This is a genomic window from Streptomyces sp. CA-106110 (assembly GCF_050936285.1).
In the GTDB taxonomy this organism is placed as follows: domain Bacteria; phylum Actinomycetota; class Actinomycetes; order Streptomycetales; family Streptomycetaceae; genus Streptomyces.
This window is the reverse complement of sequence record NZ_JBNJNB010000001.1, coordinates 4965907-4987243: the sequence shown is the minus strand read 5'-3', so window position 1 is coordinate 4987243 and position 21337 is coordinate 4965907. Positions and strand designations below refer to the sequence as shown.

The 21337-nt window shown below is 71.7% G+C and carries 20 protein-coding genes; 6 read left to right on the top strand and 14 right to left on the bottom strand.

Translation table 11 applies throughout. The features are described 5' to 3' along the window. Window positions 1-62: 62 nt before the first annotated feature. From ACQEXA_RS22895 to afsQ1, 5 genes are all read right to left on the bottom strand, one after another. Entirely contained in the window at window positions 63-269 is a 207-nt protein-coding gene (locus tag ACQEXA_RS22895) for a PspC domain-containing protein (RefSeq protein WP_432939491.1), read from the bottom strand. A 163-nt stretch (window positions 270-432) separates the two neighbouring features. After that, on the bottom strand, window positions 433-984 hold the full coding sequence (locus ACQEXA_RS22890) for a VanZ family protein (protein ID WP_432931791.1): 552 nt from the start codon (window positions 982-984) through the stop codon (window positions 433-435). 297 nt (window positions 985-1281) lie between these two features. Next, on the bottom strand, window positions 1282-1896 hold the full coding sequence (locus tag ACQEXA_RS22885) for a hypothetical protein (protein WP_432931793.1): 615 nt from the start codon (window positions 1894-1896) through the stop codon (window positions 1282-1284). After that, entirely contained in the window at window positions 1893-3458 is a 1566-nt protein-coding gene (locus tag ACQEXA_RS22880) for a HAMP domain-containing sensor histidine kinase (RefSeq protein WP_359393726.1), read from the bottom strand. The genes ACQEXA_RS22885 and ACQEXA_RS22880 overlap by 4 nt, the downstream gene beginning before the upstream one ends. Then, the gene (gene afsQ1, locus ACQEXA_RS22875) at window positions 3455-4132 is read right to left on the bottom strand and encodes a two-component system response regulator AfsQ1 (RefSeq protein WP_329505869.1); all 678 of its coding nucleotides are present in this window, start codon (window positions 4130-4132) and stop codon (window positions 3455-3457) included. Before afsQ1 ends, ACQEXA_RS22880 begins: the two co-directional genes overlap by 4 nt. Window positions 4133-4419: 287 nt before the next feature. Between afsQ1 and ACQEXA_RS22870 the strand changes: the two genes are divergently transcribed. Then, window positions 4420-5181, top strand: a complete 762-nt coding sequence (locus tag ACQEXA_RS22870) for a SigE family RNA polymerase sigma factor (RefSeq protein WP_432931796.1) — start codon at window positions 4420-4422, stop codon at window positions 5179-5181. Between the two features lie 230 nt (window positions 5182-5411). Here ACQEXA_RS22870 and ACQEXA_RS22865 read toward each other — a convergent pair whose 3' ends face one another. After that, window positions 5412-6056 carry a uridine kinase family protein gene (locus ACQEXA_RS22865; protein WP_433130865.1) on the bottom strand — a complete coding sequence of 215 codons (645 nt, stop codon included), beginning with the start codon at window positions 6054-6056 and terminating at the stop codon, window positions 5412-5414. A 128-nt stretch (window positions 6057-6184) separates the two neighbouring features. Here ACQEXA_RS22865 and ACQEXA_RS22860 point away from each other — a divergent pair, with 128 nt between their 5' ends. Beyond that, entirely contained in the window at window positions 6185-6586 is a 402-nt protein-coding gene (locus tag ACQEXA_RS22860) for a hypothetical protein (protein WP_432939494.1), read from the top strand. 84 nt (window positions 6587-6670) lie between these two features. On the opposite strand, the gene ACQEXA_RS22855 is transcribed toward ACQEXA_RS22860, so the two are convergent. Genes ACQEXA_RS22855 through deoC form a run of 3 tightly spaced genes read right to left on the bottom strand, consistent with a single transcriptional unit; the run spans window position 6671 to window position 9995 of the window. Continuing rightward, window positions 6671-7576, bottom strand: a complete 906-nt coding sequence (locus tag ACQEXA_RS22855) for an aldehyde dehydrogenase family protein (protein WP_432931800.1) — start codon at window positions 7574-7576, stop codon at window positions 6671-6673. Further along, window positions 7569-8999 carry an aldehyde dehydrogenase family protein gene (locus tag ACQEXA_RS22850; protein WP_432931802.1) on the bottom strand — a complete coding sequence of 477 codons (1431 nt, stop codon included), beginning with the start codon at window positions 8997-8999 and terminating at the stop codon, window positions 7569-7571. Before ACQEXA_RS22850 ends, ACQEXA_RS22855 begins: the two co-directional genes overlap by 8 nt. 6 nt (window positions 9000-9005) lie before the next feature. Next, window positions 9006-9995, bottom strand: coding sequence for a deoxyribose-phosphate aldolase (gene deoC, locus ACQEXA_RS22845; protein WP_432939497.1), 990 nt, complete (start codon window positions 9993-9995; stop codon window positions 9006-9008). A 147-nt stretch (window positions 9996-10142) separates the two neighbouring features. On the opposite strand from deoC, the gene ACQEXA_RS22840 reads away from it, so the two are divergent. Together ACQEXA_RS22840 and ACQEXA_RS22835 are read left to right on the top strand one after the other, a co-directional pair. Beyond that, window positions 10143-10817, top strand: a complete 675-nt coding sequence (locus ACQEXA_RS22840) for a PH domain-containing protein (protein ID WP_432931804.1) — start codon at window positions 10143-10145, stop codon at window positions 10815-10817. A 394-nt stretch (window positions 10818-11211) separates the two neighbouring features. Then, window positions 11212-12546 carry a hypothetical protein gene (locus tag ACQEXA_RS22835; RefSeq protein ID WP_433130863.1) on the top strand — a complete coding sequence of 445 codons (1335 nt, stop codon included), beginning with the start codon at window positions 11212-11214 and terminating at the stop codon, window positions 12544-12546. A gap of 116 nt (window positions 12547-12662) precedes the next feature. Here the strand turns inward: ACQEXA_RS22835 and ACQEXA_RS22830 are convergent, their stop codons facing one another. The 4 genes from ACQEXA_RS22830 to ACQEXA_RS22815 all read right to left on the bottom strand — a co-directional run bounded on the left by ACQEXA_RS22830 (window position 12663) and on the right by ACQEXA_RS22815 (window position 16357). Continuing rightward, window positions 12663-14294 carry a phospho-sugar mutase gene (locus tag ACQEXA_RS22830; RefSeq protein ID WP_432931808.1) on the bottom strand — a complete coding sequence of 544 codons (1632 nt, stop codon included), beginning with the start codon at window positions 14292-14294 and terminating at the stop codon, window positions 12663-12665. 298 nt (window positions 14295-14592) lie between these two features. Next, window positions 14593-15417 (bottom strand): purine-nucleoside phosphorylase, encoded by an 825-nt coding sequence (locus ACQEXA_RS22825; protein WP_359393706.1) that lies wholly within the window; start codon window positions 15415-15417, stop codon window positions 14593-14595. Window positions 15418-15587: 170 nt separating this feature from the next. Further along, window positions 15588-15866: a type II toxin-antitoxin system RelE family toxin gene (locus ACQEXA_RS22820; RefSeq protein WP_432931811.1), complete on the bottom strand. Its 279-nt coding sequence runs from the start codon at window positions 15864-15866 to the stop codon at window positions 15588-15590. A 53-nt stretch (window positions 15867-15919) separates the two neighbouring features. After that, window positions 15920-16357 carry a gamma-glutamylcyclotransferase gene (locus ACQEXA_RS22815; RefSeq protein WP_432931813.1) on the bottom strand — a complete coding sequence of 146 codons (438 nt, stop codon included), beginning with the start codon at window positions 16355-16357 and terminating at the stop codon, window positions 15920-15922. Between ACQEXA_RS22815 and ACQEXA_RS22810 the strand changes: the two genes are divergently transcribed. Both ACQEXA_RS22810 and ACQEXA_RS22805 read left to right on the top strand, forming a co-directional pair. After that, window positions 16356-17903: an NAD(P)H-quinone dehydrogenase gene (locus tag ACQEXA_RS22810; RefSeq protein ID WP_432931815.1), complete on the top strand. Its 1548-nt coding sequence runs from the start codon at window positions 16356-16358 to the stop codon at window positions 17901-17903. The genes ACQEXA_RS22815 and ACQEXA_RS22810 overlap by 2 nt on opposite strands. A gap of 239 nt (window positions 17904-18142) precedes the next feature. Then, window positions 18143-19075, top strand: coding sequence for a DeoR/GlpR family DNA-binding transcription regulator (locus ACQEXA_RS22805; RefSeq protein WP_432939500.1), 933 nt, complete (start codon window positions 18143-18145; stop codon window positions 19073-19075). A gap of 425 nt (window positions 19076-19500) precedes the next feature. Here the strand turns inward: ACQEXA_RS22805 and ACQEXA_RS22800 are convergent, their stop codons facing one another. Then, window positions 19501-21273, bottom strand: a complete 1773-nt coding sequence (locus tag ACQEXA_RS22800; protein ID WP_359393695.1) for an acetyl/propionyl/methylcrotonyl-CoA carboxylase subunit alpha — start codon at window positions 21271-21273, stop codon at window positions 19501-19503. Window positions 21274-21337 lie beyond the last annotated feature (64 nt).

Sequence of the window (21337 nt, the reverse complement as noted above, 5' to 3'; positions counted from 1 at the left end):
TACGCCGATGGGGCGCCCCGGTTCCGGGGCGCCCCATCGGCGTGTCGCTGCCTGGACCGGTGTCACCAGGCCGGGCGTGTGCCCGACTTCTCCTCCGAGGGGAACAGGATCCACAGCGCTATGTAGAGCAGGAACTGGGGGCCGGGGAGCAGGCACGAGAGCAGGAAGACCACGCGCATCGTGGTCGCGGAGGTGCTGAAGCGCCGCGCCAGAGCTGCGCACACTCCGCCGATCATCCGCCCGTCCGTGGGGCGTGCAAGGGTGGTCATGGTGGCTCCTTCGCGAACCGTGGCCGTGAGTCCGGTCCCGGCGGTTGCCGGGACGCCCGGTCGGCGGCGGGCTCCGGCCGTGTCGCTGTTCTCGGCGGTGGCGAAGTCCTCGGCGCTTTCGACGTGTTCCACGCTACGAGGATGAAAGGGGCGAAGCGTCGCTCTACGGGGCTATTCCGACCCTGGGAATCGTCGGGGTCCGCCCCTGAGCCGGCTCCTCCCGGGGGAGGGCCGCCCGGCGCCGGTACTCGACCCGGCGGCGGAGCCGGTACCGGGCCGCGGGCACGACCAGCAGATGGGCCAGGGCCACGCCGACCGTGCTGAGCAGGATCGCGTCGATGTCGGGGACCTGCCCCGGCACCCCGGTCTGCAGCAGTTCGATGCCGAGTGAGATCAGGGTGCCCGCGGCGACCGTACGGGCCAGCGAGGCGAGCGGCGACACATGGAGCCTGCCGCTCGCCATGGGCAGCAGCACCCCGAGCGGAGCGAGCAGCGCGAGCCCCTTGCCGATGCTGCGGACTGCCTCCGGCCCGCCCAGTGCGAGATCGGCCCTGATGCTGGCGAACGGATGCAGGTTGGCGGGCCTCACCCAGGGCACGTCCAGGGGGCGCAGCGTGATCCAGGCGACGAACGCGAGGTGTGCGACGAGGAGGAGACCCCCTGCCACACGGATGCTGATCGCGGCGCTGCCGCCGGTTGAGCCTTGACGCTGCACGCCCCCCTAGACGCGGGGTGCGGCACTTCCGGTTCCGGCATTCACCGCGACGTGTGAACGGTTCCCTCCTGTGCCGGGCAGAGAGCGCCCGGATGCGGTGGCCGATCCGGCGCCGGGCCGGGCGGGGTGGGGTGGTTCAGGCCGGTCCGGCGCCGGGCCGGGCGGGGTGGGGTGGTTCAGGCCGGTCCGGCGCCGGGCCGGGCGGGGTGGGGTGGTTCAGGCCGGTCCGGCGCCGGGCCAGGACGGAGTGGGGAGGCTCAGGCCGGTCCGACGCCGGGCCAGGACGTGATGAGGCGGTCAGGACGGGGTCACGTCGCTGGACGGCGGTTCCTCGCTGCCCGGACGGGAACGTACCTCGGGCGTGCACGAGTAGCGGCGCAGCGGCAGGACGTCCGGCCCGCCGAGCACGACCGTCCCGTCGTCGGCGGCGGTCGCCTCCGAGTCGGCGAACGTGCAGACGATCTGCGCGAGGGCGTACGGGGTGAGGTCCTGCACCCGCACGCTCAGCCGGAATGTGTTCTCCGGGTCCCTGTCGCGCGCCCCGGTGACCTTGATGCCCGCGGCCACGTCCGTGGTGTAGCCCGCCTGCTTCTCCGCGGCGGACGGCCTGGCGGCGAGCTGGCCGAGCAGGCCCTGGGCCACCAGCACCCGGCGCTCGGCCTCCGCCGTACCGTCGGGTATCCGCACGGAACGGTCCACCGTCACCAGCTGCGAGGCGCACAGCAGGAAGACCTGCACGGGTATGCCACGACCCGCCTGCGCGGACAGGTCCGCACCGGAGAGGGCACAGGGCACACGGGACGGGGCCGGGCCGAAGTCCGTCGGCACCTGCGTGGAGCGGATGCCGCAGCCGGCCAGCAGCGCGGCCAGCAGCGGAACGGCGAGCCAGGAGCGTGCGCCATGTCTTCTCATCGTGCGTTCCCCTTCCTGCCCTTTCCGTTCCCGTTCTCCTCCTCGATCAGCGGCGACGTGTCCCGCGGCAGGCGCAGCGTGAACACCGCCCCGCCGTCGGGGGAGTTGGCGGCGGTGATCTCGCCGCCGTGGATGTGCGCGTTCTCCAGCGCGATGGACAGACCCAGGCCGCTGCCCTCGGAGCGCGGACGTGAGGCGCTCGCCTTGTAGAAGCGGTCGAAGACATGCGGCAGGACGTCCTCGGGGATGCCGGGACCGTGGTCCCGCACATCGATGACGAGCTCCTCGTCCTCCTCGCGGACCGAGACCCGCACCGGCGATCCGCCGTGCTTGAGCGCGTTGCCGATCAGGTTCGCCAGGATCACATCCAGGCGACGCGGATCGACGCGGGCCATGATGCCCCGCTCCGCGTCCAGCTCGACGGCGTCCAGCCAGGCGCGCGCGTCGATGCACGCGGTGATCTGATCGGCGATGTCCACGTTGTCCACCACCAGCCGGGCCGTGCCCGCGTCGAAGCGGGTGACCTCCATCAGGTTCTCGACGAGGTCGTTCAGCCGCCGGGTCTCGCTGACCACGAGCCGTACCGCGGGCTCGATCATCGGGTCGATGCCGCCCGTCTCGGCGTCCAGCTCCTCCTCCAGGACCTCGGTGACAGCCGTGATCGCGGTGAGGGGGGTGCGCAGTTCGTGGGACATGTCGGCGACGAAGCGGCGGGAGGCCTCGTCGCGGGAGCTCATGTCCGCGACCGTCTTCTCCAGGGACTCGGCGGCGCGGTTGAACGTCCGGGACAGCTCGGCCAGTTCGTCGGTGCCGGAGACGCGCAGCCGGGTGTCCAGCTTGCCTTCGCCGAGGCGCCGGGCGGCGATGCCGAGGCGGTGCACCGGTTTCAGCACGGTCGTCGCGGCGGCCTGCGCGAGCAGCGCCGAGCCGATCAGCGCGAGGCCGGTGGCGATGCCGAGGGACCAGGCCAGCGAGTTGAGGTCCTTGGCCTCCGGCTCCAGGGACTTGAGCATGTAGCCGGTCGGGCCGCCGCCGATCACCTTCGCGCCGCCCACCAGGTAGGGCTTGCCGCCGTCGACGATCCGCTGCCAGTACAGGTGGTAGGCGTACTTGTTGGTGGACGACACCGCCTGCTGCTTGTTCACCGCCTTCTGCAGCGACGCGGGCACGTCCTCCAGGGTGAAGGTGTCCAGGTCGGAGTTGCCGACGACGGTCCTGCCCCGTTCGTCCGTGGCGACCAGGAGCACGCTGAAGCGCTGGCTGCTGTTCGCCATCTGCCCAGCGGTGTACTGGAGTTCGTCCTGCGTCGGGTGCACCGGGAGCGAGCCGGCGCGGTTCTGCATCTCCTGCTGGAAGTCGCGCAGCACCGCGTCCTGGGTGCGGGTGAGGACGGCCTCGCGGTTGAGCCAGTACGCGATGCCGGACGCCGACACGGCGGCGGTGAGCGCAACCAGCCCGAAGACGACGACGAGGCGCAGTCTGAGGCTGGTGAAGCGAAGTCGTGACACTGCGGTCCTGCGTTCCGCGGCCCAGCCGCGGAGTCCCCCGTGCGGATCGGTCACTGAGGAGCGTCCAGCCGGTACCCGACGCCGCGGACCGTACGGATCAGCGTGGGGGAGGACGGGACGTCCTCGACCTTGGCGCGCAGCCGCTGCACGCACGCGTCGACGAGGCGTGAGTCGCCCAGGTAGTCGTGCTCCCACACCAGCCGCAGCAACTGCTGCCGGGACAGCGCCTGCCCGGGCCGCCGACTCAGCTCCAGGAGCAGCCGCAGCTCGGTCGGGGTGAGCTGGAGGTCCTCGCCGTTCTTGGTCACCGTCATCGCCGACCGGTCGATGACGAGGTTGCCGAACGTCGCCGAGTCGCTGGCCTCCCGCTCGCCGCGCCGCAGCACGGCCCGGATCCGGGCGTCCAGGACCCGCCCCTGCACGGGCTTGACCACGTAGTCGTCGGCGCCGGACTCCAGGCCGACCACGACGTCGATGTCGTCGCTGCGTGCGGTGAGCAGGATGATCGGCAGCTGGTCGGTGCGCCGGATGCGCCGGCACACCTCGAACCCGTCGATGCCGGGCAGCATCACGTCCAGGACGATCAGATCCGGCCGCTGCTCGCGCAGCAGCTTCAGACCGTCCTCGCCGGTGGCAGCGGTGGCCACACGGTGTCCCTGGCGCGTCAAAGAGAGCTCCAGGGCCGTCCGGATGGCGTCGTCGTCCTCGATCAGCAACAGGGAAGGCACGGGTGTCATTCTGGCCCATGCCCCGGCCGTCTTTCGACCTCCTGCCAACTTCGGCAGCGGCAGGCCCCGCCACCTGCGTTCCAGCGCCGTTCGAGGCGTCGCCCGGCGGTGCGGCCGCGTGGTCATACCACTCTCGTCCGTGCCGGTGCCGTGACGCGGCCGCGGGCAGCCCCTGTGACAGGTCTGTGACAGTCGACGGACACGGCCATGAAGTGGCCCGGGCAAGCTTTTCGGCACAGGCAAGGAAGCAAGACAGAACACCGAAAGTCCATGACGGGGGGCACGAGATGAACACGCTGCACGGCACTGTTCCCAGCGCAGTGGTCACGCGCCTGCACGATGTGACCCGGGGTTCCGAGAAGTCCGGGGCGGTGAGCGGGCGGGGGTGCGCTCGCGGCACCGGGCGTGCGTACACCGTGGCCGCACAGCCGGGGCACCAGCCCTACATGGCGGTGGTCGACGCACACACGGGGGAGGCTCACGGGGGAGCCGCGTACGGGGAGGCCTCGGGGGAGCGTCGTTCGGCGGCGGAGGCGGAGTTCACCGCCTACGTCGAGGAGCGCCGCACCTCCCTGTACGCAACCGCGTACCACCTGACCGGCGACCGCTTCGAGGCCGAGGACCTGCTGCAGAGCGCGCTGTTCTCGACCTACAAGGCCTGGGACCGGATCAGCGACAAGGCCGCCGTGGGCGGCTACCTGCGGCGGACCATGACGAACCTGCACATCAGCGCGTGGCGCCGGCGCAAGCTGAACGAGTACCCGACCGAGGAGCTGCCGGAGACCGCCGGCGACACGGACGCGATGCGCGGCACCGAACTGCGCGCCGTCCTGTGGCAGGCGCTGGCCCGGCTGCCCGAGCTCCAGCGCACCATGCTGGTCCTGCGCTACTACGAGGGCCGCACGGACCCGGAGATCGCGGAGATCCTCGACATCAGCGTCGGCACGGTGAAGTCCAGCATCTGGCGGTCGCTCCGCCGGCTGCGCGAGGACGAGGTCCTCAGCTTCGGTCGTGACGAGGAGGAGTCCTTCGGCGAGCTCGTCGCCTGAGGGATCGGGGGAAACACGGGGGAGCGGTTCCGGCATCTCGGGGGAGCCGACGGGACCGCTGGGGGATCACGGGGAAGCACCACCACGGGGGAACACGGGGGAGTAGGAGAAGCGGGACTGGGGGGTCGGGGGTCCTTCCAGTCCCGCTTCTCCCTTTTTGCGCCTGAACCGTTTTTCGGCGCCTGAGTCGTCGCCGTCCTCGCGGACGCGGCTGCCCGCCGTGTGGTTCCTCAGCCGATGGCCGCGGTGTTCAGCGCCGCCGCACGCCGGCCCGCCGCCGCTGCCGCCAGCCGGCTCAACGCCTCGTCCCGGTCGCAGGCGTGTGCGCCGAGCGCGCTCTGGCGGGCGACGATCGACCGCTCGGCGCGCATCAGCCGCCAGCCGCGGCGCAGCAGGAACGGGACCGACTTGCGGCCCTCCTTGAGGTCGCGCACGAAGCGGCGGCGGAACGTGGCGAAGGGACCGCGGGTCAGGCACAGCGCGTCGGCCAGGAGGCCGAGTTCGTGGCAGCGCTGCACGACCTCGGCGGCGAAGATTCCCTCTGCGACGAAGACTGGCGTACGGCCGATGCTCAGCGTCTCCTCGCCGGTCCGCGCGCTGAGCGAGATGTCGTACACCGGCACCGTCGTACGGCCGGTGGCGCACAGTTCGGCGATGGCCGCGACCGCGACGTCCGCGTCCCATGAGTCCGGGTGGTCCCAGTCGATGTCCGAACTCCCCTCCACCAGCGGGAGGGTGGGGTCGTCGCCCTCCTTGTAGAAGTCGTCGAGCCGCAGCACGGGCAGACCGGAGAGCGCGGCGACAAGGGACTTGCCGGAGCCGGAGGGGCCGCAGAGCAGCACGACGCGGGCGGGGGCCGGTGGGTGGACACTCATGGGACACCAGTCTGACGCATCGCGGACACCGCGCCGACCCCGCGGGTCGGCGTTGGAGCGCACATCACACCTCAACTACCCTGTGTGCCGACATGATTACCCTGAGCATGGAGAAGGTGGCAGCAGCCATGGCACGACACGCCTCGCCCAAGAACCCCACCGCTCGGCGGGTCCTGGTCGCCCTCGCGACTACGGGTGCCGCACTGGGGGCGGGCGCGGCCACGGCATCGGCGGACACCGGACCGGTCCTGGACGTGATGCGCACCCGGCCCGCGTCGCTCGGTCACGCCGACCCACAGGCGGCGCTGCCGGCCCTGACGGGGGCGGTGGGACACGCCACCGGTCCCCTCGCGGGCCTCAAGCCCAACCCGCTGGCCGGTACGGGCGTCGACCCGCTCGACAACGGAGTCGGCACCCAGGTGGCCGACTTCAAGCCGCTGTCCTCGACGGCCCTGACCCGGCCGGTGGCCCAGGCGCAGTCGTTCGGCAGCATCCCGTTGGTCGGACAAGTGCTCGGGGCGGTGCACTGAGCATCTGTCCGACCGGCGCCGGAGCGTCACAGAGCCGCGCTTCCCCTGGACGGCGGGGAAGCGCGGCTCTGCCGCTTTTGGGTGTCAGTAGGACGAGCCGGACGCGCCCAGTGCACCGGTCGGGTGCCAGACGGTCTTGGTCTCCAGGAAGGCCGTCATGCGGTCGGTCCCCGGGGTCGCCGCGTAATCCACAGGCTGTGGACGAAGGACGCGCTTGAGGTTGTCTGCCGCCGCGATCTCCAGTTCCTTCGCCAGGACGTCGTCGGCGCCGGCCAGGTCGATCGCGTTGACATCCTGGTGCGCGGCCAGCGGGGCCGCGATCTCCGCCGTGCGGCCGGAGAGGACGTTGACGACCCCGCCCGGCAGGTCGGACGTGGCCAGGACCTCGCCGAGGGAGAGCGCCGGGAGCGGGGACTTCTCGCTCGCGACGACGACCGCCGTGTTGCCGGTCGCGATCACCGGGGCGACCACCGAGACGAGGCCCAGGAAGGACGACTCCTGGGGGGCGAGGACCGCGACCACACCGGTCGGCTCCGGGGAGGAGAGGTTGAAGAACGGGCCCGCCACGGGGTTCCCGCCGCCGACCACCTGGGCGATCTTGTCGGTCCAGCCCGCGTACCAGACCCAGCGGTCGATCGCCGCGTCGACGACGGCGGCCGCCTTGGACTTCGACAGACCCTCCGCGTCGGCCACCTCGCGCACGAACTGCTCGCGGCGGCCCTCCAGCATCTCGGCGATGCGGTAGAGGATCTGGCCGCGGTTGTACGCGGTCGCACCCGACCAGGCGCCGAACGCCTTGCGCGCGGCCACGACCGCGTCACGGGCGTCCTTGCGGGAGGAGAGCGGGGCGTTGGCCAGCCAGCTGCTCTTGGAGTCGGTCACCTCGTACACCCGGCCGCTCTCGGAACGCGGGAACTTCCCGCCGATGTACAGCTTGTAGGTCTTGAAGACGCCGAGCCGCTGCTCGGTCTTCTCGGACTTCTCAGACATCGAGGTACGCCTCCAGGCCGTGGCGGCCGCCCTCGCGGCCGAAGCCCGACTCCTTGTAGCCGCCGAACGGCGAGGTCGGGTCGAACTTGTTGAACGTGTTGGACCAGACGACACCGGCGCGCAGCTTGTTCGCGACGGCCAGGATCCGGGAACCCTTCTCCGTCCAGATGCCGGCGGACAGTCCGTACGGGGTGTTGTTCGCCTTGGCGACCGCCTCGTCGGGCGTACGGAAGGTCAGGACGGACAGCACAGGGCCGAAGATCTCGTCGCGGGCGACGGTGTGCGCCTGGGTGACGTTGGTGAACAGCGTCGGGGCGAACCAGTAGCCGGACGCGGGGAGTTCGCAGGCGGGGGACCAGCGCTCGGCGCCCTCCGCCTCGCCCTGCTCGGCGAGCGCGGTGATCCGGGCCAGCTGCTCGGCGGAGTTGATCGCGCCGATGTCGGTGTTCTTGTCGAGCGGGTCGCCGAGACGGAGGGTCGAGAGCCTGCGCTTCAGGGACTCCAGCAGCTCGTCCTGGATCGACTCCTGCACCAGGAGGCGGGAGCCCGCGCAGCAGACCTGGCCCTGGTTGAAGAAGATGCCGTTCACGATGCCCTCGACGGCCTGGTCCAGGGGCGCGTCGTCGAAGACGATGTTGGCGCCCTTGCCTCCCAGTTCGAGGGTGAGCTTCTTCTTCGTGCCCGCGACCGTGCGCGCGATCTCCTTGCCGACCGCCGTGGAGCCGGTGAAGGCGACCTTGTTCACGTCCGGGTGCGCGACCAGCGCGGCGCCCGCGTCGCCGTATCCCGGCAGGATGTTGACGACGCCCTTGGGCAGCCCCGCCTGGCGGCAGACGTCCGCGAAGAACAGCGCCGACAGGGGAGTGGTCTCCGCGGGCTTCAGGACGACCGTGTTGCCGGTCGCGAGCGCCGGGGCGATCTTCCACGCCAGCATCAGCAGCGGGAAGTTCCACGGGATGACCTGACCCGCGACGCCCAGCGGCTTCGGGTCGGAGCCGAAGCCCGCGTGGCCGAGCTTGTCGGCCCAGCCGGCGTAGTAGAAGAAGTGCGCGGCGACCAGGGGGAGGTCGGCGTCGCGCGTCTCCTTGATCGGCTTGCCGTTGTCCAGCGTCTCCAGGACCGCCAGCTCACGGCTGCGCTCCTGGATGATGCGGGCGATGCGGAACAGGTACTTGGCGCGCTCGGCGCCGGGCAGCGCCGACCACTTCTCGAACGCCCTGCGGGCGGCCTTCACGGCGCGGTCCACGTCCGCCTCGCCGGCCTGGGCGACCTCGGAGAGGACCTCCTCGGTGGACGGGCTGACCGTCTTGAAGACCTTGCCGTCGGCCGCTTCCGCGAACTCGCCGTCGATGAACAGGCCGTACGAGGGCGCGATGTCGACGATCGCGCGGGACTCGGGTGCGGGTGCGTATTCGAAAGCCATGGGGGATCAGTCCACCGTCACGTAGTCGGGACCGGAGTAGCGGCCGGTGGCCAGCTTCTGGCGCTGCATCAGCAGATCGTTCAGGAGCGAGGAGGCGCCGAAGCGGAACCAGTGGTTGTCCAGCCAGTCCTCGCCGGCGGTCTCGTTGACCAGGACCAGGAACTTGACGGCGTCCTTCGAGGTGCGGATGCCGCCGGCCGGCTTCACACCGACCTGGACGCCGGTCTGCGCACGGAAGTCGCGCACGGCCTCCAGCATGAGGAGGGTGTTCGCGGGCGTGGCGTTCACCGCCACCTTGCCCGTCGACGTCTTGATGAAGTCGGCCCCGGCCAGCATGCCGAGCCAGCTCGCCCGCCGGATGTTGTCGTACGTCGACAGCTCGCCGGTCTCGAAGATGACCTTCAGCCGGGCGGACGTCCCGCAGGCCTCCTTCACGGCGACGATCTCGTCGTACACCTTCATGTACCGGCCGGCGAGGAACGCGCCGCGGTCGATGACCATGTCGATCTCGTCCGCGCCCGCGGCCACGGCCTCGCGCACGTCGGCGAGCTTCACCTCGAGCGCGACGCGGCCCGCCGGGAAGGCGGTGGCGACGGAGGCGACCTTCACGCCGGAGCCGGCGACGGCCTCCTTGGCGACGGCCACCATGTCGGGGTAGACGCAGACTGCCGCCGTCGTGGGGGTCGTACGGTCCGTCGGGTCGGGGTGGACCGCCTTGGCGCCGAGCGCCCGGACCTTGCCCGGGGTGTCCGCGCCTTCCAGCGTCGTCAGGTCGACCATCGAGATGGCCAGGTCGATGGCGTACGCCTTCGCGGTGGTCTTGATGGAGCGGGTGCCGAGCGAGGCGGCACGCGCCTCCAGGCCGACCGTGTCGACGCCGGGCAGTCCGTGGAGGAAGCGGCGCAGCGTACTGTCGGATGCGGTGACGTCCGCGAGAGCGGTGGGGGTACCAGCCTGCTCGCGCGGAGTCGAGAGCTTGGGTGCAGAGGTGGGCATGGTCACCAGGCGAGCATATCTACGCGCGTAGCTGCTGTACAGCCCCCGAACACTTCCGATGCGGTCCGAGGGCCGTGGCGTACCACACAGACCACGGCCGAGGACCGGCTACGGAACCGGAGGCGCCCGTCGTGCAGAATCGGTCTCATGACGACCCCGGATCACCAGCCGCCCGCGCCGGACCCCTCGGCACCCGAGTCCCCGGACCGGGTCCACCGGTCGCCCGCCGGTATCGCGGCCGGCGTGCTGCTGCTCGCCATCGTGCTGTGGCTCGGCATCGACGCGCTGGTCTCCGGGCACGGCCGTACGCCCTGGCTGGCGCTTGCCGCACTGCTCCTCGCGATCCCGATGGTCACCGCCTTCACTCTGCGCCCGGCCGTGTTCGCGAACAACGAGCGGCTGCGCATCCGCAACCCGTTCCGGGTGATCGTGCTGCCCTGGGGCTCGGTCGGCTCGCTGCGCTCCGGCTACTCGAACGAGGTCGTCGCCACGTCGGGCGACAAGTACCAGCTGTGGGCGCTTCCCGTCTCGCTGCGCGCGCGCAAGAAGGCGGCGCGGCAGACGGCGCGGCAGTCCGCCGGGGACCGCCAGGGCACTGCGCCGGCCGGTCCGGCGAGGGGTGCGCGCAGTGGCTCCGCCGCCCCCACCGAGGTGTTCCGCGCCCAGGCCGACCGGACCATGGACGACCTGCGCGAACTGGCCGACACCCATGGGGCGTCCGAGCGGGCCCAGGGTGAGCCGAGTGTCCGCTGGGCGTACGAGGTGATGGGCCCGGCGGTGGCAGGCGCGATCCTGCTGGCGATCCTGCTGGCGATGGGCTGATCCTGCCTGAAGCGCTGCGCGGCGGGGCTGTCGGCCTTGTCCGGCTGCCGGGCGGAGGCCCGGCCTCTGCCCGGCCGCTTTGTGATCGCGCGCGCCCGTGGCTTCCGCCGCCCCGCATCGCCCATGCGCCGACAGAGCCCGGCGCCCGGTCCCCGGGCTGACCGCTGTGGGGCCGCGTGCCCCGTAACCGCGTTGTTCACCCCCACTTCGCCTCGCGGAGTGGGCTAGGCGCCCCGGTGTCGCCGTCGGCTGGCTAGCGTCGGGGCGCAATCGGAGCCGATCACTCAAGCCCCGTGCGCCCGAACTCCCGCTCGGCACCGCGCACGCCGCCCGAGCGACCGCTCGGGCCACGGGCGCCGGTGTCCCGTACCGGCCGACTGTCAGGAGAGTCCTCATGTCCCGTCCGCCCACGAGACCTTTCCGCACAGTGGGCGCCCGGCTGCGCTCCCGGCGCGGCCTGCGCGGTACGGCCGCCGTCGCGGTCGCCACGGCCACGACGGTCCTGCTCACCGGCTCCCAGGCGCCGGGCCTCGTCCGCGCGCCCAAGAAGGACGACAGCATGAGCGTGCCCGGCGGATTCGTGTCCGTCGACACCCCGCTCCCGGACGTCCCCTCGCAGGGCGACGACTCCTACCATGTCGAACTGCCCCCGCTGCGGGGCGTGTCCGCGGCCGGGAAGCTGTGGGGCGACGCGGCCACCCATTCCTCGGCGCAGCACGTCGCGGCCGAGTCCGGGCTGCCGGCGAGCGTCTTGGCCGCCTACCGGCGCGCCGAGGCGTCGGTCCGGCACACCGACCCGGGCTGCCGTCTGCAGTGGCAGCTTCTCGCCGCGATCGGCAAGGTCGAGTCGGGGCAGGCGAGCGGCGGCGCCGTCGCCGCCAACGGCGACACCCTCACCCGGATCACCGGACCGGCGCTCGACGGCAACGGCTTCGCCCTGATACGGGACACCGAGAACGGCGTCTGGGACGGCGACCGGGTCTACGACCGGGCGGTGGGCCCCATGCAGTTCCTGCCGTCCACCTGGAAGCACTGGGGCGCCGACGGCAACGGCGACGGCGTCGCGAACCCGAACAACATCTACGACGCCGCCCTGGCCGCAGGCCACTACCTGTGCGCCGGCGAGCGCGACCTCGGCACCGCGGCCGGCCTGGAGCGGGCGATCCTCAGCTACAACTACTCGCGCGACTACCTCAACCTCGTCCTGGGCTGGATGGAGTACTACCTCCGCGGAGTGCACACCGTCCCGGACGGCAAGGGGGTCGTCCCGCGCAGCCCCGGAGCGGGCAGCGACACCCCGGCCACGCGGCCCGTGGGCGAGATCCGGCGCCCGGGTGCGGCGCCGGACCGCAGCGGCGACGCCCCCCACCACGGTGGTGCCACGCCGCCGCCGGTAAGGCCTACCCGGTCGGCGTCCCCCTCCGCGTCCCCCTCCGCGTCCCCCTCGGCGACCGTGAGCGCGAGCCCCACCCCGACCCCGGAGCCGACCCACGAGCCGACTCCCACCGAGACCCCCACCGAAACCCCGGCCGTCACGCCCAGCGACGGCGGTACCGAACCCCCCGCGTCCCAGACGCCTCCGGCCCCCGAGCCGTCGACCGACGCCCCGTCGTGCCCCGGTGCCACGACGCCCCCCGCCTCCACCGACAGCCCTGAACCCACCCCGTCCGGCACCGAATGCCCGGCCCCCGGGGACACCGTCGCGACCCCCGTCACGCCGGCCGGCTGAGCGGCGCAGGACAAGCCGGAACGGCCGGACCCGGGACCGCCCCGCAGGGCGACCCGGGTCCGGCCGTTCCGTGGTCTTGATGTGGCCGGTGCCGGGAGCGAAGCTCCGACCGGCGTTCAGATCCCCGCGGCAGCCGCAAGATCCCGTTTGACGGCGGCGAGCAGTTCCGCGGCCTCGGCCCGCGCGGCGTCCAGCCCCTCCCGGGAGCCGACCGGCACGACGACCTCCAGGTAGCACTTGAGCTTGGGCTCGGTGCCGCTCGGCCGGACGACGACCCGCGCACCCTCGAGGGTGTACCGCAGCCCGTCGGTCGGCGGGAGCGTCCGCGTGCCCCGCGTCAGGTCCTCGGCTGTCGTCACCGTCAGCCCGCCGAGCCGCGCCGGGGGCTGCTCACGCAGGCGCCGCATGGCGTCCGCGATGACCGACAGGTCCTCGACGCGGACCGAGAGCTGGTCCGTGGCGTGCAGGCCGTGCTCGACGGCGAGGTCGTCGAGCAGGTCGAGGAGGGTGCGGCCCTGCTCCTTCAGTGTGGACGCCAGTTCGGTGATCAGGAGTGCGGCCGTGATGCCGTCCTTGTCGCGCACTCCCTCGGGGTCGACGCAGTAACCGAGCGCCTCCTCGTAGCCGTAGCGCAGCCCCTCGACGCGGGCGATCCACTTGAAGCCGGTGAGGGTCTCCTCGTACGGCAGGCCCGCCTTCTCGGCGATACGGCCGAGGAGGGAGGAGGAGACGATGGACTCGGCGAAGGTGCCGGTGACCCCGCGGCGGACCAGATGTGCGGCGAGCAGGGCGCCCACCTCGTCGCCGCGCAGCATCCGCCAGTTCCCGCCGTCCTTGACGGCCACGGCGCAGCGGTCGGCGTCGGGGTCGTTGGCGATGACGAGGTCGGGATCCGTCTCGCGGGCCTTGGCGAAGGAGAGGTCCATGGCGCCGGGCTCTTCCGGGTTGGGGAAGGCCACGGTCGGGAAGTCCGGGTCAGGTTCGGCCTGTTCGGCGACGAGGGCCGGCGCCGGGAAGCCGGCCCGGGCGAAGGCGGCGAGGAGCACGTCCTTGCCGACGCCGTGCATCGCCGTGTAGACGGTGCGGGCGGTCCGGGGGGAGTCCGGGGCGAGGACGTCGTCCGTCCGGGCGAGGTAGGCATCCAGGACGCTGTCGTCGAGCGTGTCCCAGCCGCGCTCCGCGCGGGGGACCGAGCCGATGGTGGCGATCGCCTCGATCTCCGCCGCGATCCCGGCGTCGGCGGGCGGCACGATCTGGGAGCCGTCGCCGAGGTAGACCTTGTAGCCGTTGTCCCGGGGCGGGTTGTGGCTGGCGGTGACCTCCACACCGGCGACCGCGCCGAGGTGCCGGATGGCGAACGCGAGCACCGGCGTGGGCAGCGGGCGGGGGAGCAGGGCCGCGCGCAGGCCTGCACCCGTCATGACGGCCGCGGTGTCCCGGGCGAAGTCGGCGGACTTGTGGCGGGCGTCGTAGCCGATGACGACCAGGCCGCCGGACTGCCCCTTGGACTTGAGGTAGGCGGCGAGGCCGGCGGCGGCGCGGATGACCACGACCCGGTTCATGCGCATCGGGCCCGCGCCGAGTTCTCCGCGCAGACCCGCGGTGCCGAACTGGAGGGTGCCGCCGAAGCGTGCCGCGAGCTCGATGTGGTCCTCGGCGTCGATGAGCTTGGCGAGTTCCTCACGGGTTTCCGCGTCGGGGTCCTCGGCCAGCCACGCCTTGGCCCGTGCGATGAGTTCGTCGTGCACGTCGGGTCAACCTCTCGTTGTGTGGTCGTGCGGGAGCCGGGCCTCGGCCGTGCCGGGGGCGGATCGGGAAGGGTCCGTCCTCGGGCGGGTGAAGCCGTCCCATGCGGAGGATGATGCTCTGCGGCCGTCTGCGGACACAGCGGGCGACACCGGTTCTCCCCGTCCAGTCCAGCACCGGTCGGCGCGGACGGCACCGGTTCGGCGTCCGGCCCGGTGCCCTCGGCCCGGGGCCGGGCGCACCCCGTTCTTCCGGAGACCGGGGGCGCCCCGGCCGGCATCCGCCCGGGCAGGCGGCGTCCTACAGCCGATTCAGGACCTGGGCCAGCAGCGTCCCCATGCGGGCGGCGCTGTCCCGGCCCGCCTGGAGGACTTCCTCGTGGTTCAGCGGCTCGCCCGTCATGCCGGCGGCCAGGTTCGTCACCAGGGAGATACCGAGGACCTCGGCACCGGCCTCACGCGCGGCGATCGCCTCGAGAACCGTGGACATGCCCACCAGGTCCGCGCCGATGACGCGGGCCATGCGGATCTCCGCCGGGGTCTCGTAGTGCGGACCGGTGAACTGCGCGTAGACGCCCTCCTCGAGCGAGGGGTCGATCTCCTTGCACAGCGTGCGCAGGCGCGGGGAGTACAGGTCGGTCAGATCGACGAAGTTGGCGCCGACGATCGGGGAGGTCGCCGTCAGGTTGATGTGGTCGCTGATCAGGACCGGCTGCCCGGGACGCATGGTGTCGCGCAGGCCGCCGCAGCCGTTGGTGAGCACGATGGTCTTGGCGCCTGCGGCGACGGCCGTGCGGACGCCGTGCGCGACGGCGGCGACCCCGCGGCCCTCGTAGTAGTGCGTCCGGCCCAGGAACACCAGGGCCCGCTTTTCGCCGATCCGGTACGAGCGGATCTTGCCGCCGTGGCCCTCGACGGCCGGCGGCGGGAAGCCGGGCAGTTCGGTGACGTGGAACTCTGCGTCTGCCTGGCCGAGGGCGTCGACGGCCGGAGCCCAGCCGGAGCCCATCACAAGGGCGACGTCATGGGTCTCGGCACCCGTCAGCTCACGCAGCCGTGCGGCGGCGGCGTCGGCGGCGGCGTAGGGGTCGCCCTGGATGTCGTCCGGAAGAAGAGATGCGTTCACGCGCATGAGGGTAGCCGGTCCGGGCCTACGCGCGTAGATGACGGAGGTCACGGGAATGCGATCGTTGTCTTGTCGTTTCCGACGAAGCAAGGCGAAGAGAGCCGAAGGTGTGGTGCGTCAGAGGCCCGGCGAGGCGTCGGCGGGGATCCGTGGGATCGGCTGGATCCGCACTATTCCGCGATGAGGACGTCCTTGTCGTTGAACACCTCGACGATGAAGATCAGCAGCCGGCCCCGGCTCACCGTGTACTCCACCAGGATGTTCTGGGTGAGCCGGATCGTGCGGTCGTCCCCGGTGGAGCTTATGGGGCGGGACACCGGGAGGAAGGGGTCCCGGGCCAGCAGGGAGATGCCCTTGTCGAACGCGGCGCGCTGTGGGTCGTCGAGCCGGTCGCGAGCCGCGGCGGCCTGCTCGGTGTAATAGACGTCGTAGGTGGCGATGGGGGCCATGACGCGCTCTCCCGTTCGTGCGTCGTTCAGCCCAATGGTAGGCGCCGTACGGGTCAGCAGGGCCTCTTGCGCAGCTCCATCACATAATCGTGCGGCGCCCCGGCCGACTCCGCGGCGTCCGCGATCTCGCCCAGGTAGCGGGCCGAGGGCAGTCCGCCCTCGTAGCCGTTCAGGACATAGGTCCAGGCCGACTCCTCGCCGTCCAGGGTGTGGACGCGGACCCGTAGCCGGCGGTAGATCTCGAGCCCCACGCTCTCCCAGCGGTCCACGGACTCCTCGTCCATCGGGGCGATGTCGTACAGCGCGACGAAGACCTGCGACAACGGGTCCTCGACGATCGTCGGGAGAGCGCCCTCCCAGCCCATGTGCTCGCCCCCGAAGGTCAGCCGCCAGCCATTGAGCCAGCCCGTAGCGCGCAGCGGCGAGTGCGGTGCGCGGCGGGTCATCAGCCGCGCGTCGAGGTTGCCGGCGTACGCGGCATAGAGCGACATGCTGTCGAGGGTACGACAGCTCTCTCTCCGCCTCTCCTGCAACAGATGCCCCGCCGCCCGGCCCCCGGGGCGGAGCCGGACGCGGGCGTGCGGGACAATGGAGTACGTGACTCGGATCGTGATCATCGGTGGCGGACCCGGCGGATACGAAGCGGCGCTGGCGGCCGCGCAGCTCGGCGCGGAGGTGACCGTCGTCGACTGCGACGGTCTGGGCGGGGCGTCGGTGCTCACCGACTGCGTGCCGTCGAAGACGCTCATCGCTACGGCCGAGGTGATGACCACCTTCGATTCGTCGTACGAAGAGCTCGGCATCATCGTCGCCGACGACACCCCTCCCCTCCAGCAGGCCGCCCGGGTGGTCGGGGTCGATCTGGGGAAGGTGAACCGCCGGGTGAAGCGGCTCGCGCTCGCCCAGTCCCACGACATCACCGCGTCCGTGACGAGGGCCGGTGCCCGGGTCATGCGCGGACGGGGCCGGCTGGAGGGCATGCAGGGCCTGGACGGGTCCCGCAAGGTCGTCGTGCGCGCCGCCGACGGCAGCGAGGAGACCCTCACCGCCGACGCCGTGCTCATCGCCACCGGCGGCCACCCGCGCGAGCTGCCCGACGCCCAGCCCGACGGCGAGCGGATCCTCAACTGGACCCAGGTCTACGACCTCGACGAGCTGCCCGAGGAGCTCATCGTGGTCGGCTCGGGTGTCACCGGCGCCGAGTTCGCCGGCGCCTATCAGGCGCTCGGCTCCAAGGTCACTCTCGTCTCCTCGCGCGACCGGGTGCTGCCGGGCGAGGACCCGGACGCCGCGGCCGTCCTCGAGGACGTCTTCCGCCGGCGCGGAATGAACGTCATGGCCCGCTCGCGCGCACAGTCCGCCAAGCGCGTCGGGGACCGGGTCGAGGTCACTCTGGCCGACGGGCGCGTGATCACCGGCTCGCACTGCCTCATGGCCGTCGGCGCCATCCCCAACACCAGCGGGATCGGTCTGGAGGAGGCCGGGGTCAAGCTCCGCGAGTCCGGGCACATCTGGACCGACAAGGTCTCCCGCACGACCGCTCCGGGCGTCTACGCGGCCGGTGACGTGACGGGTGTCTTCGCGCTCGCCTCGGTCGCCGCCATGCAGGGACGCATCGCCATGTACCACTTCCTCGGCGACGCGGTGACCCCGCTCAACCTCAAGACGGTCTCCTCGAACGTGTTCACGGACCCGGAGATCGCCACCGTCGGCTACACCCAGGCCGACGTCGACGCGGGCAAGATCGACGCCCGGGTCGTCAAGCTGCCCCTGCTGCGTAACCCGCGGGCCAAGATGCAGGGCATCCGTGACGGGTTCGTCAAGATCTTCTGCCGTCCCGGCACCGAGATCGTGGTCGGCGGTGTGGTGGTCGCTCCGCGCGCTTCCGAGCTGATCCATCCCGTCTCGATCGCGGTCGACAACAATCTGACGGTGGAGCAGATCGCGAACGCCTTCACCGTGTACCCGTCGCTGTCGGGCTCGATCGCAGAGGTGGCACGGCAGTTGCATACCCGGAAGGCGGGCATCGAGCTCTGACGCCCCCCGACGAGCGGTCACCGGTCTCACGTATGTGCACGTGACCGGTCACGGGACCCATCACGGGGAGTGGCCGACGGTGCGTGCGGCATAGTCGGCGGGCGTAGGCGCGTATACCACCTCCGGTAGCACTGTGCGAACAACTTCTGTTATTCGGCGCAAACTGCTGAAAGCAGACGGTCGTTGGGGTTACTGTCAGTTTCGTGTTCGCTGCAGAACGTCGTCAATTGATCCTCGAAATGGTGCGAGCGAACGGGGCCGTGTCGCTCCGTGAGCTCGCCCGCGTCGTCCAGACCTCCGAAGTGACCGTACGGCGGGACGTGCGCGCGCTTGAGGCCGAAGGACTCCTCGACCGCCGGCACGGCGGTGCGGTATTGCCGGGCGGGTTCACGCGGGAGTCCGGCTTTCCGCAGAAATCACATCTCGCGACCGCAGAGAAGACCGCCATCGCCGATCTCGCCGCGGGCCTCGTCGAAGAGGGCGAAGCCATCGTGGTCGGGGCGGGGACCACGACGCAGGAGCTGGCGCGTCGGCTCGCTCGGGTGCCGGGACTGACCGTCGTCACCAACTCGCTGCTGGTGGCCCAGGCGTTGGCCCACGCCAATCGTGTCGAGGTCGTGATGACCGGTGGCACTCTGCGCGGCTCCAACTACGCCCTCGTCGGCAGCGGCGCCGAACAGTCCCTCCAGGGACTCAGGGTCTCCCGTGCGTTCCTGTCCGGGAGCGGGCTCACCGCCGAGCGCGGACTGTCCACGTCGAACATGCTGTCGGCGTCCGTCGACCGGGCGCTGGTGCAGGCGGCCGCGGAGGTCGTCGTCCTCGCCGACCACACCAAGCTCGGCACGGACACGATGTTCCAGACCGTGCCGACGGACCTGATCACCCGGCTGGTGACGGACGAGCCCCCTCCGCACGACGACCGTGCGGCCACCGAGCTGCAGGCCCTGGCCGACCAGGGTGTGCAGATCGCGGTCGCCGGGGCGTCGAGCGCCGCATCGGCCGGCGGCGATCCGGTCCCGGCAGGGCGTCAGCCGCGCCGGGAGGTGCCTCTGCCCGGCCCGCGCCGCAGCCAGGTGACCTCCGGCGCACCGCAGTTGCGCAGCGCGACCACGGTCCTCGGGGAACCGCCCAACGGAGACCGCGCACGCGTCGCGGACCTGCGCCGCCGCTGACGGCGTGGCGGCCCCCGGGCCGCCACGCCCGCTGATGCACGCCGGTCGCACGTCCGGGCTGCGCCGCACGCGAAGCGAACGTGACACGGTCATGGGCCGTCCGCGGCGCCGTCGCCCACGGGGGCCGAGCGCCGCACCCGTCGCGGTCCGGTCGAGGCCGCTGCGGCCGCGCTCGGTGTGCTCCGGGGACGGGAGCCCGTTCCTCACCGTGCTGTCGACGTTCGGCGCGCAGGCGCGCCGCCTGTTCACGTCGGCGTGTGCGGGGTGCTCGGCGTCGTGTCGAACCACCCCCGGTCCGAGTCGGTCGTCACCGTGTCCGTCCGCTGAACGTGGCGCCCGGGACCGGCAGGACCGGCCGGCCCCGGAAAGACCGAAGCGCCTCGGGCCGGTCGTCCGGTCCTGGGGCGCTCGGGTGTGCAGGCGTGTCAGTCCTTGATCTCGCAGATCGCGGCGCCGGAGGTGATGGACGCGCCGACCTCCGCGCTCAGGCCCTTGATGGTGCCCGCCTTGTGCGCGTTCAGCGGCTGCTCCATCTTCATGGCCTCCAGGACGACGACCAGGTCGCCCTCCTTGACCTCCTGGCCCTCCTCGACGGCGACCTTCACGATGGTGCCCTGCATCGGGGAGGCGAGGGTGTCGCCCGAGGCCACCGGCCCGGACTTCTTGGCCGCGCGCCGCTTCGGCTTGGCTCCGGCCGCAAGTCCCGTACGGGCCAGCGACATGCCCAGCGACGCGGGCAGGGAGACCTCCAGGCGCTTGCCGCCGACCTCGACCACGACCGTCTCGCGGCCCGTCTCCTCGTCGGCCTCCGCATCGGCGGGCGCCGCGAACGGCTTGATCTCGTTGACGAACTCGGTCTCGATCCACCGGGTGTGCACCGTGAACGGATCGGTGGAGCCGGTCAGTTCGGGCGCGAACGCCGGGTCCTTGACCACCGCGCGGTGGAACGGGATCGCCGTGGCCATCCCCTCGACCTGGAACTCCTCCAGGGCGCGAGAAGCCCGCTCCAGGGCCTCCTTGCGGGTGCGGCCCGTCACGATCAGCTTGGCCAGCAGCGAGTCCCAGGCCGGGCCGATGACCGAACCGGACTCCACGCCCGCGTCCAGACGCACGCCCGGGCCGGACGGCGGCGCGAACGTCGTCACCGTGCCGGGGGCCGGGAGGAAGTTGCGGCCCGGGTCCTCGCCGTTGATACGGAACTCGAAGGAGTGGCCGCGCAGTTCGGGGTCGCCGTAGCCGAGTTCCTCGCCATCGGCGATCCGGAACATCTCGCGGACCAGGTCGATGCCGGCGACCTCCTCGGTGACCGGGTGCTCGACCTGAAGACGGGTGTTGACCTCGAGGAAGGAGATCGTGCCGTCGTTGCCGACCAGGAACTCCACCGTGCCCGCGCCCACGTAGCCGGCTTCCTTGAGGATGGCCTTCGAGGAGGAGTACAGCTGCGCGACCTGGTCCTCGTTCAGGAACGGGGCCGGGGCCTCCTCGACCAGCTTCTGGTGGCGGCGCTGGAGGGAGCAGTCACGGGTGGAGACGACGACCACGTTGCCGTGCTGGTCGGCCAGGCACTGGGTCTCCACGTGCCGGGGCTTGTCCAGGTAGCGCTCGACGAAGCACTCGCCGCGGCCGAACGCGGCGACGGCCTCGCGCACCGCGGACTCGTACAGCTCGGGGACCTCTTCCAGGGTGCGGGCGACCTTCAGGCCGCGTCCGCCACCGCCGAAGGCGGCCTTGATGGCGATCGGCAGGCCGTGCTCCTCGGCAAAGGCGACGACCTCGTCGGCACCCGAGACCGGGTCGGGCGTACCGGCAACGAGCGGGGCACCGGCGCGCTGCGCGATGTGCCGGGCGGCGACCTTGTCACCGAGATCGCGGATGGCGTGCGGCGGCGGGCCGATCCAGATCAGCCCGGCGTCCAGGACGGCCTGGGCGAAGTGGGCGTTCTCGGAGAGGAAGCCGTAACCGGGGTGGACGGCGTCCGCGCCCGAGTCCTTGGCGGCCTGGAGGACCTTGTCGATGTCCAGGTAGCTGGTGGCGGGGGTGTCACCGCCCAGGGCGAACGCCTCGTCGGCCGCACGGACGTGCAGGGCATCCCGGTCCGGGTCCGCGTACACGGCCACGCTCGCGATACCGGCGTCACGGCAGGCCCGGGCGACACGGACAGCGATTTCGCCACGGTTGGCGATCAACACCTTGCGCACGATGGCTCCCTCTCCTTGAAACAAGCCGAGTTTAGGGACTGCCGACACGACGTTTCGACCCGTT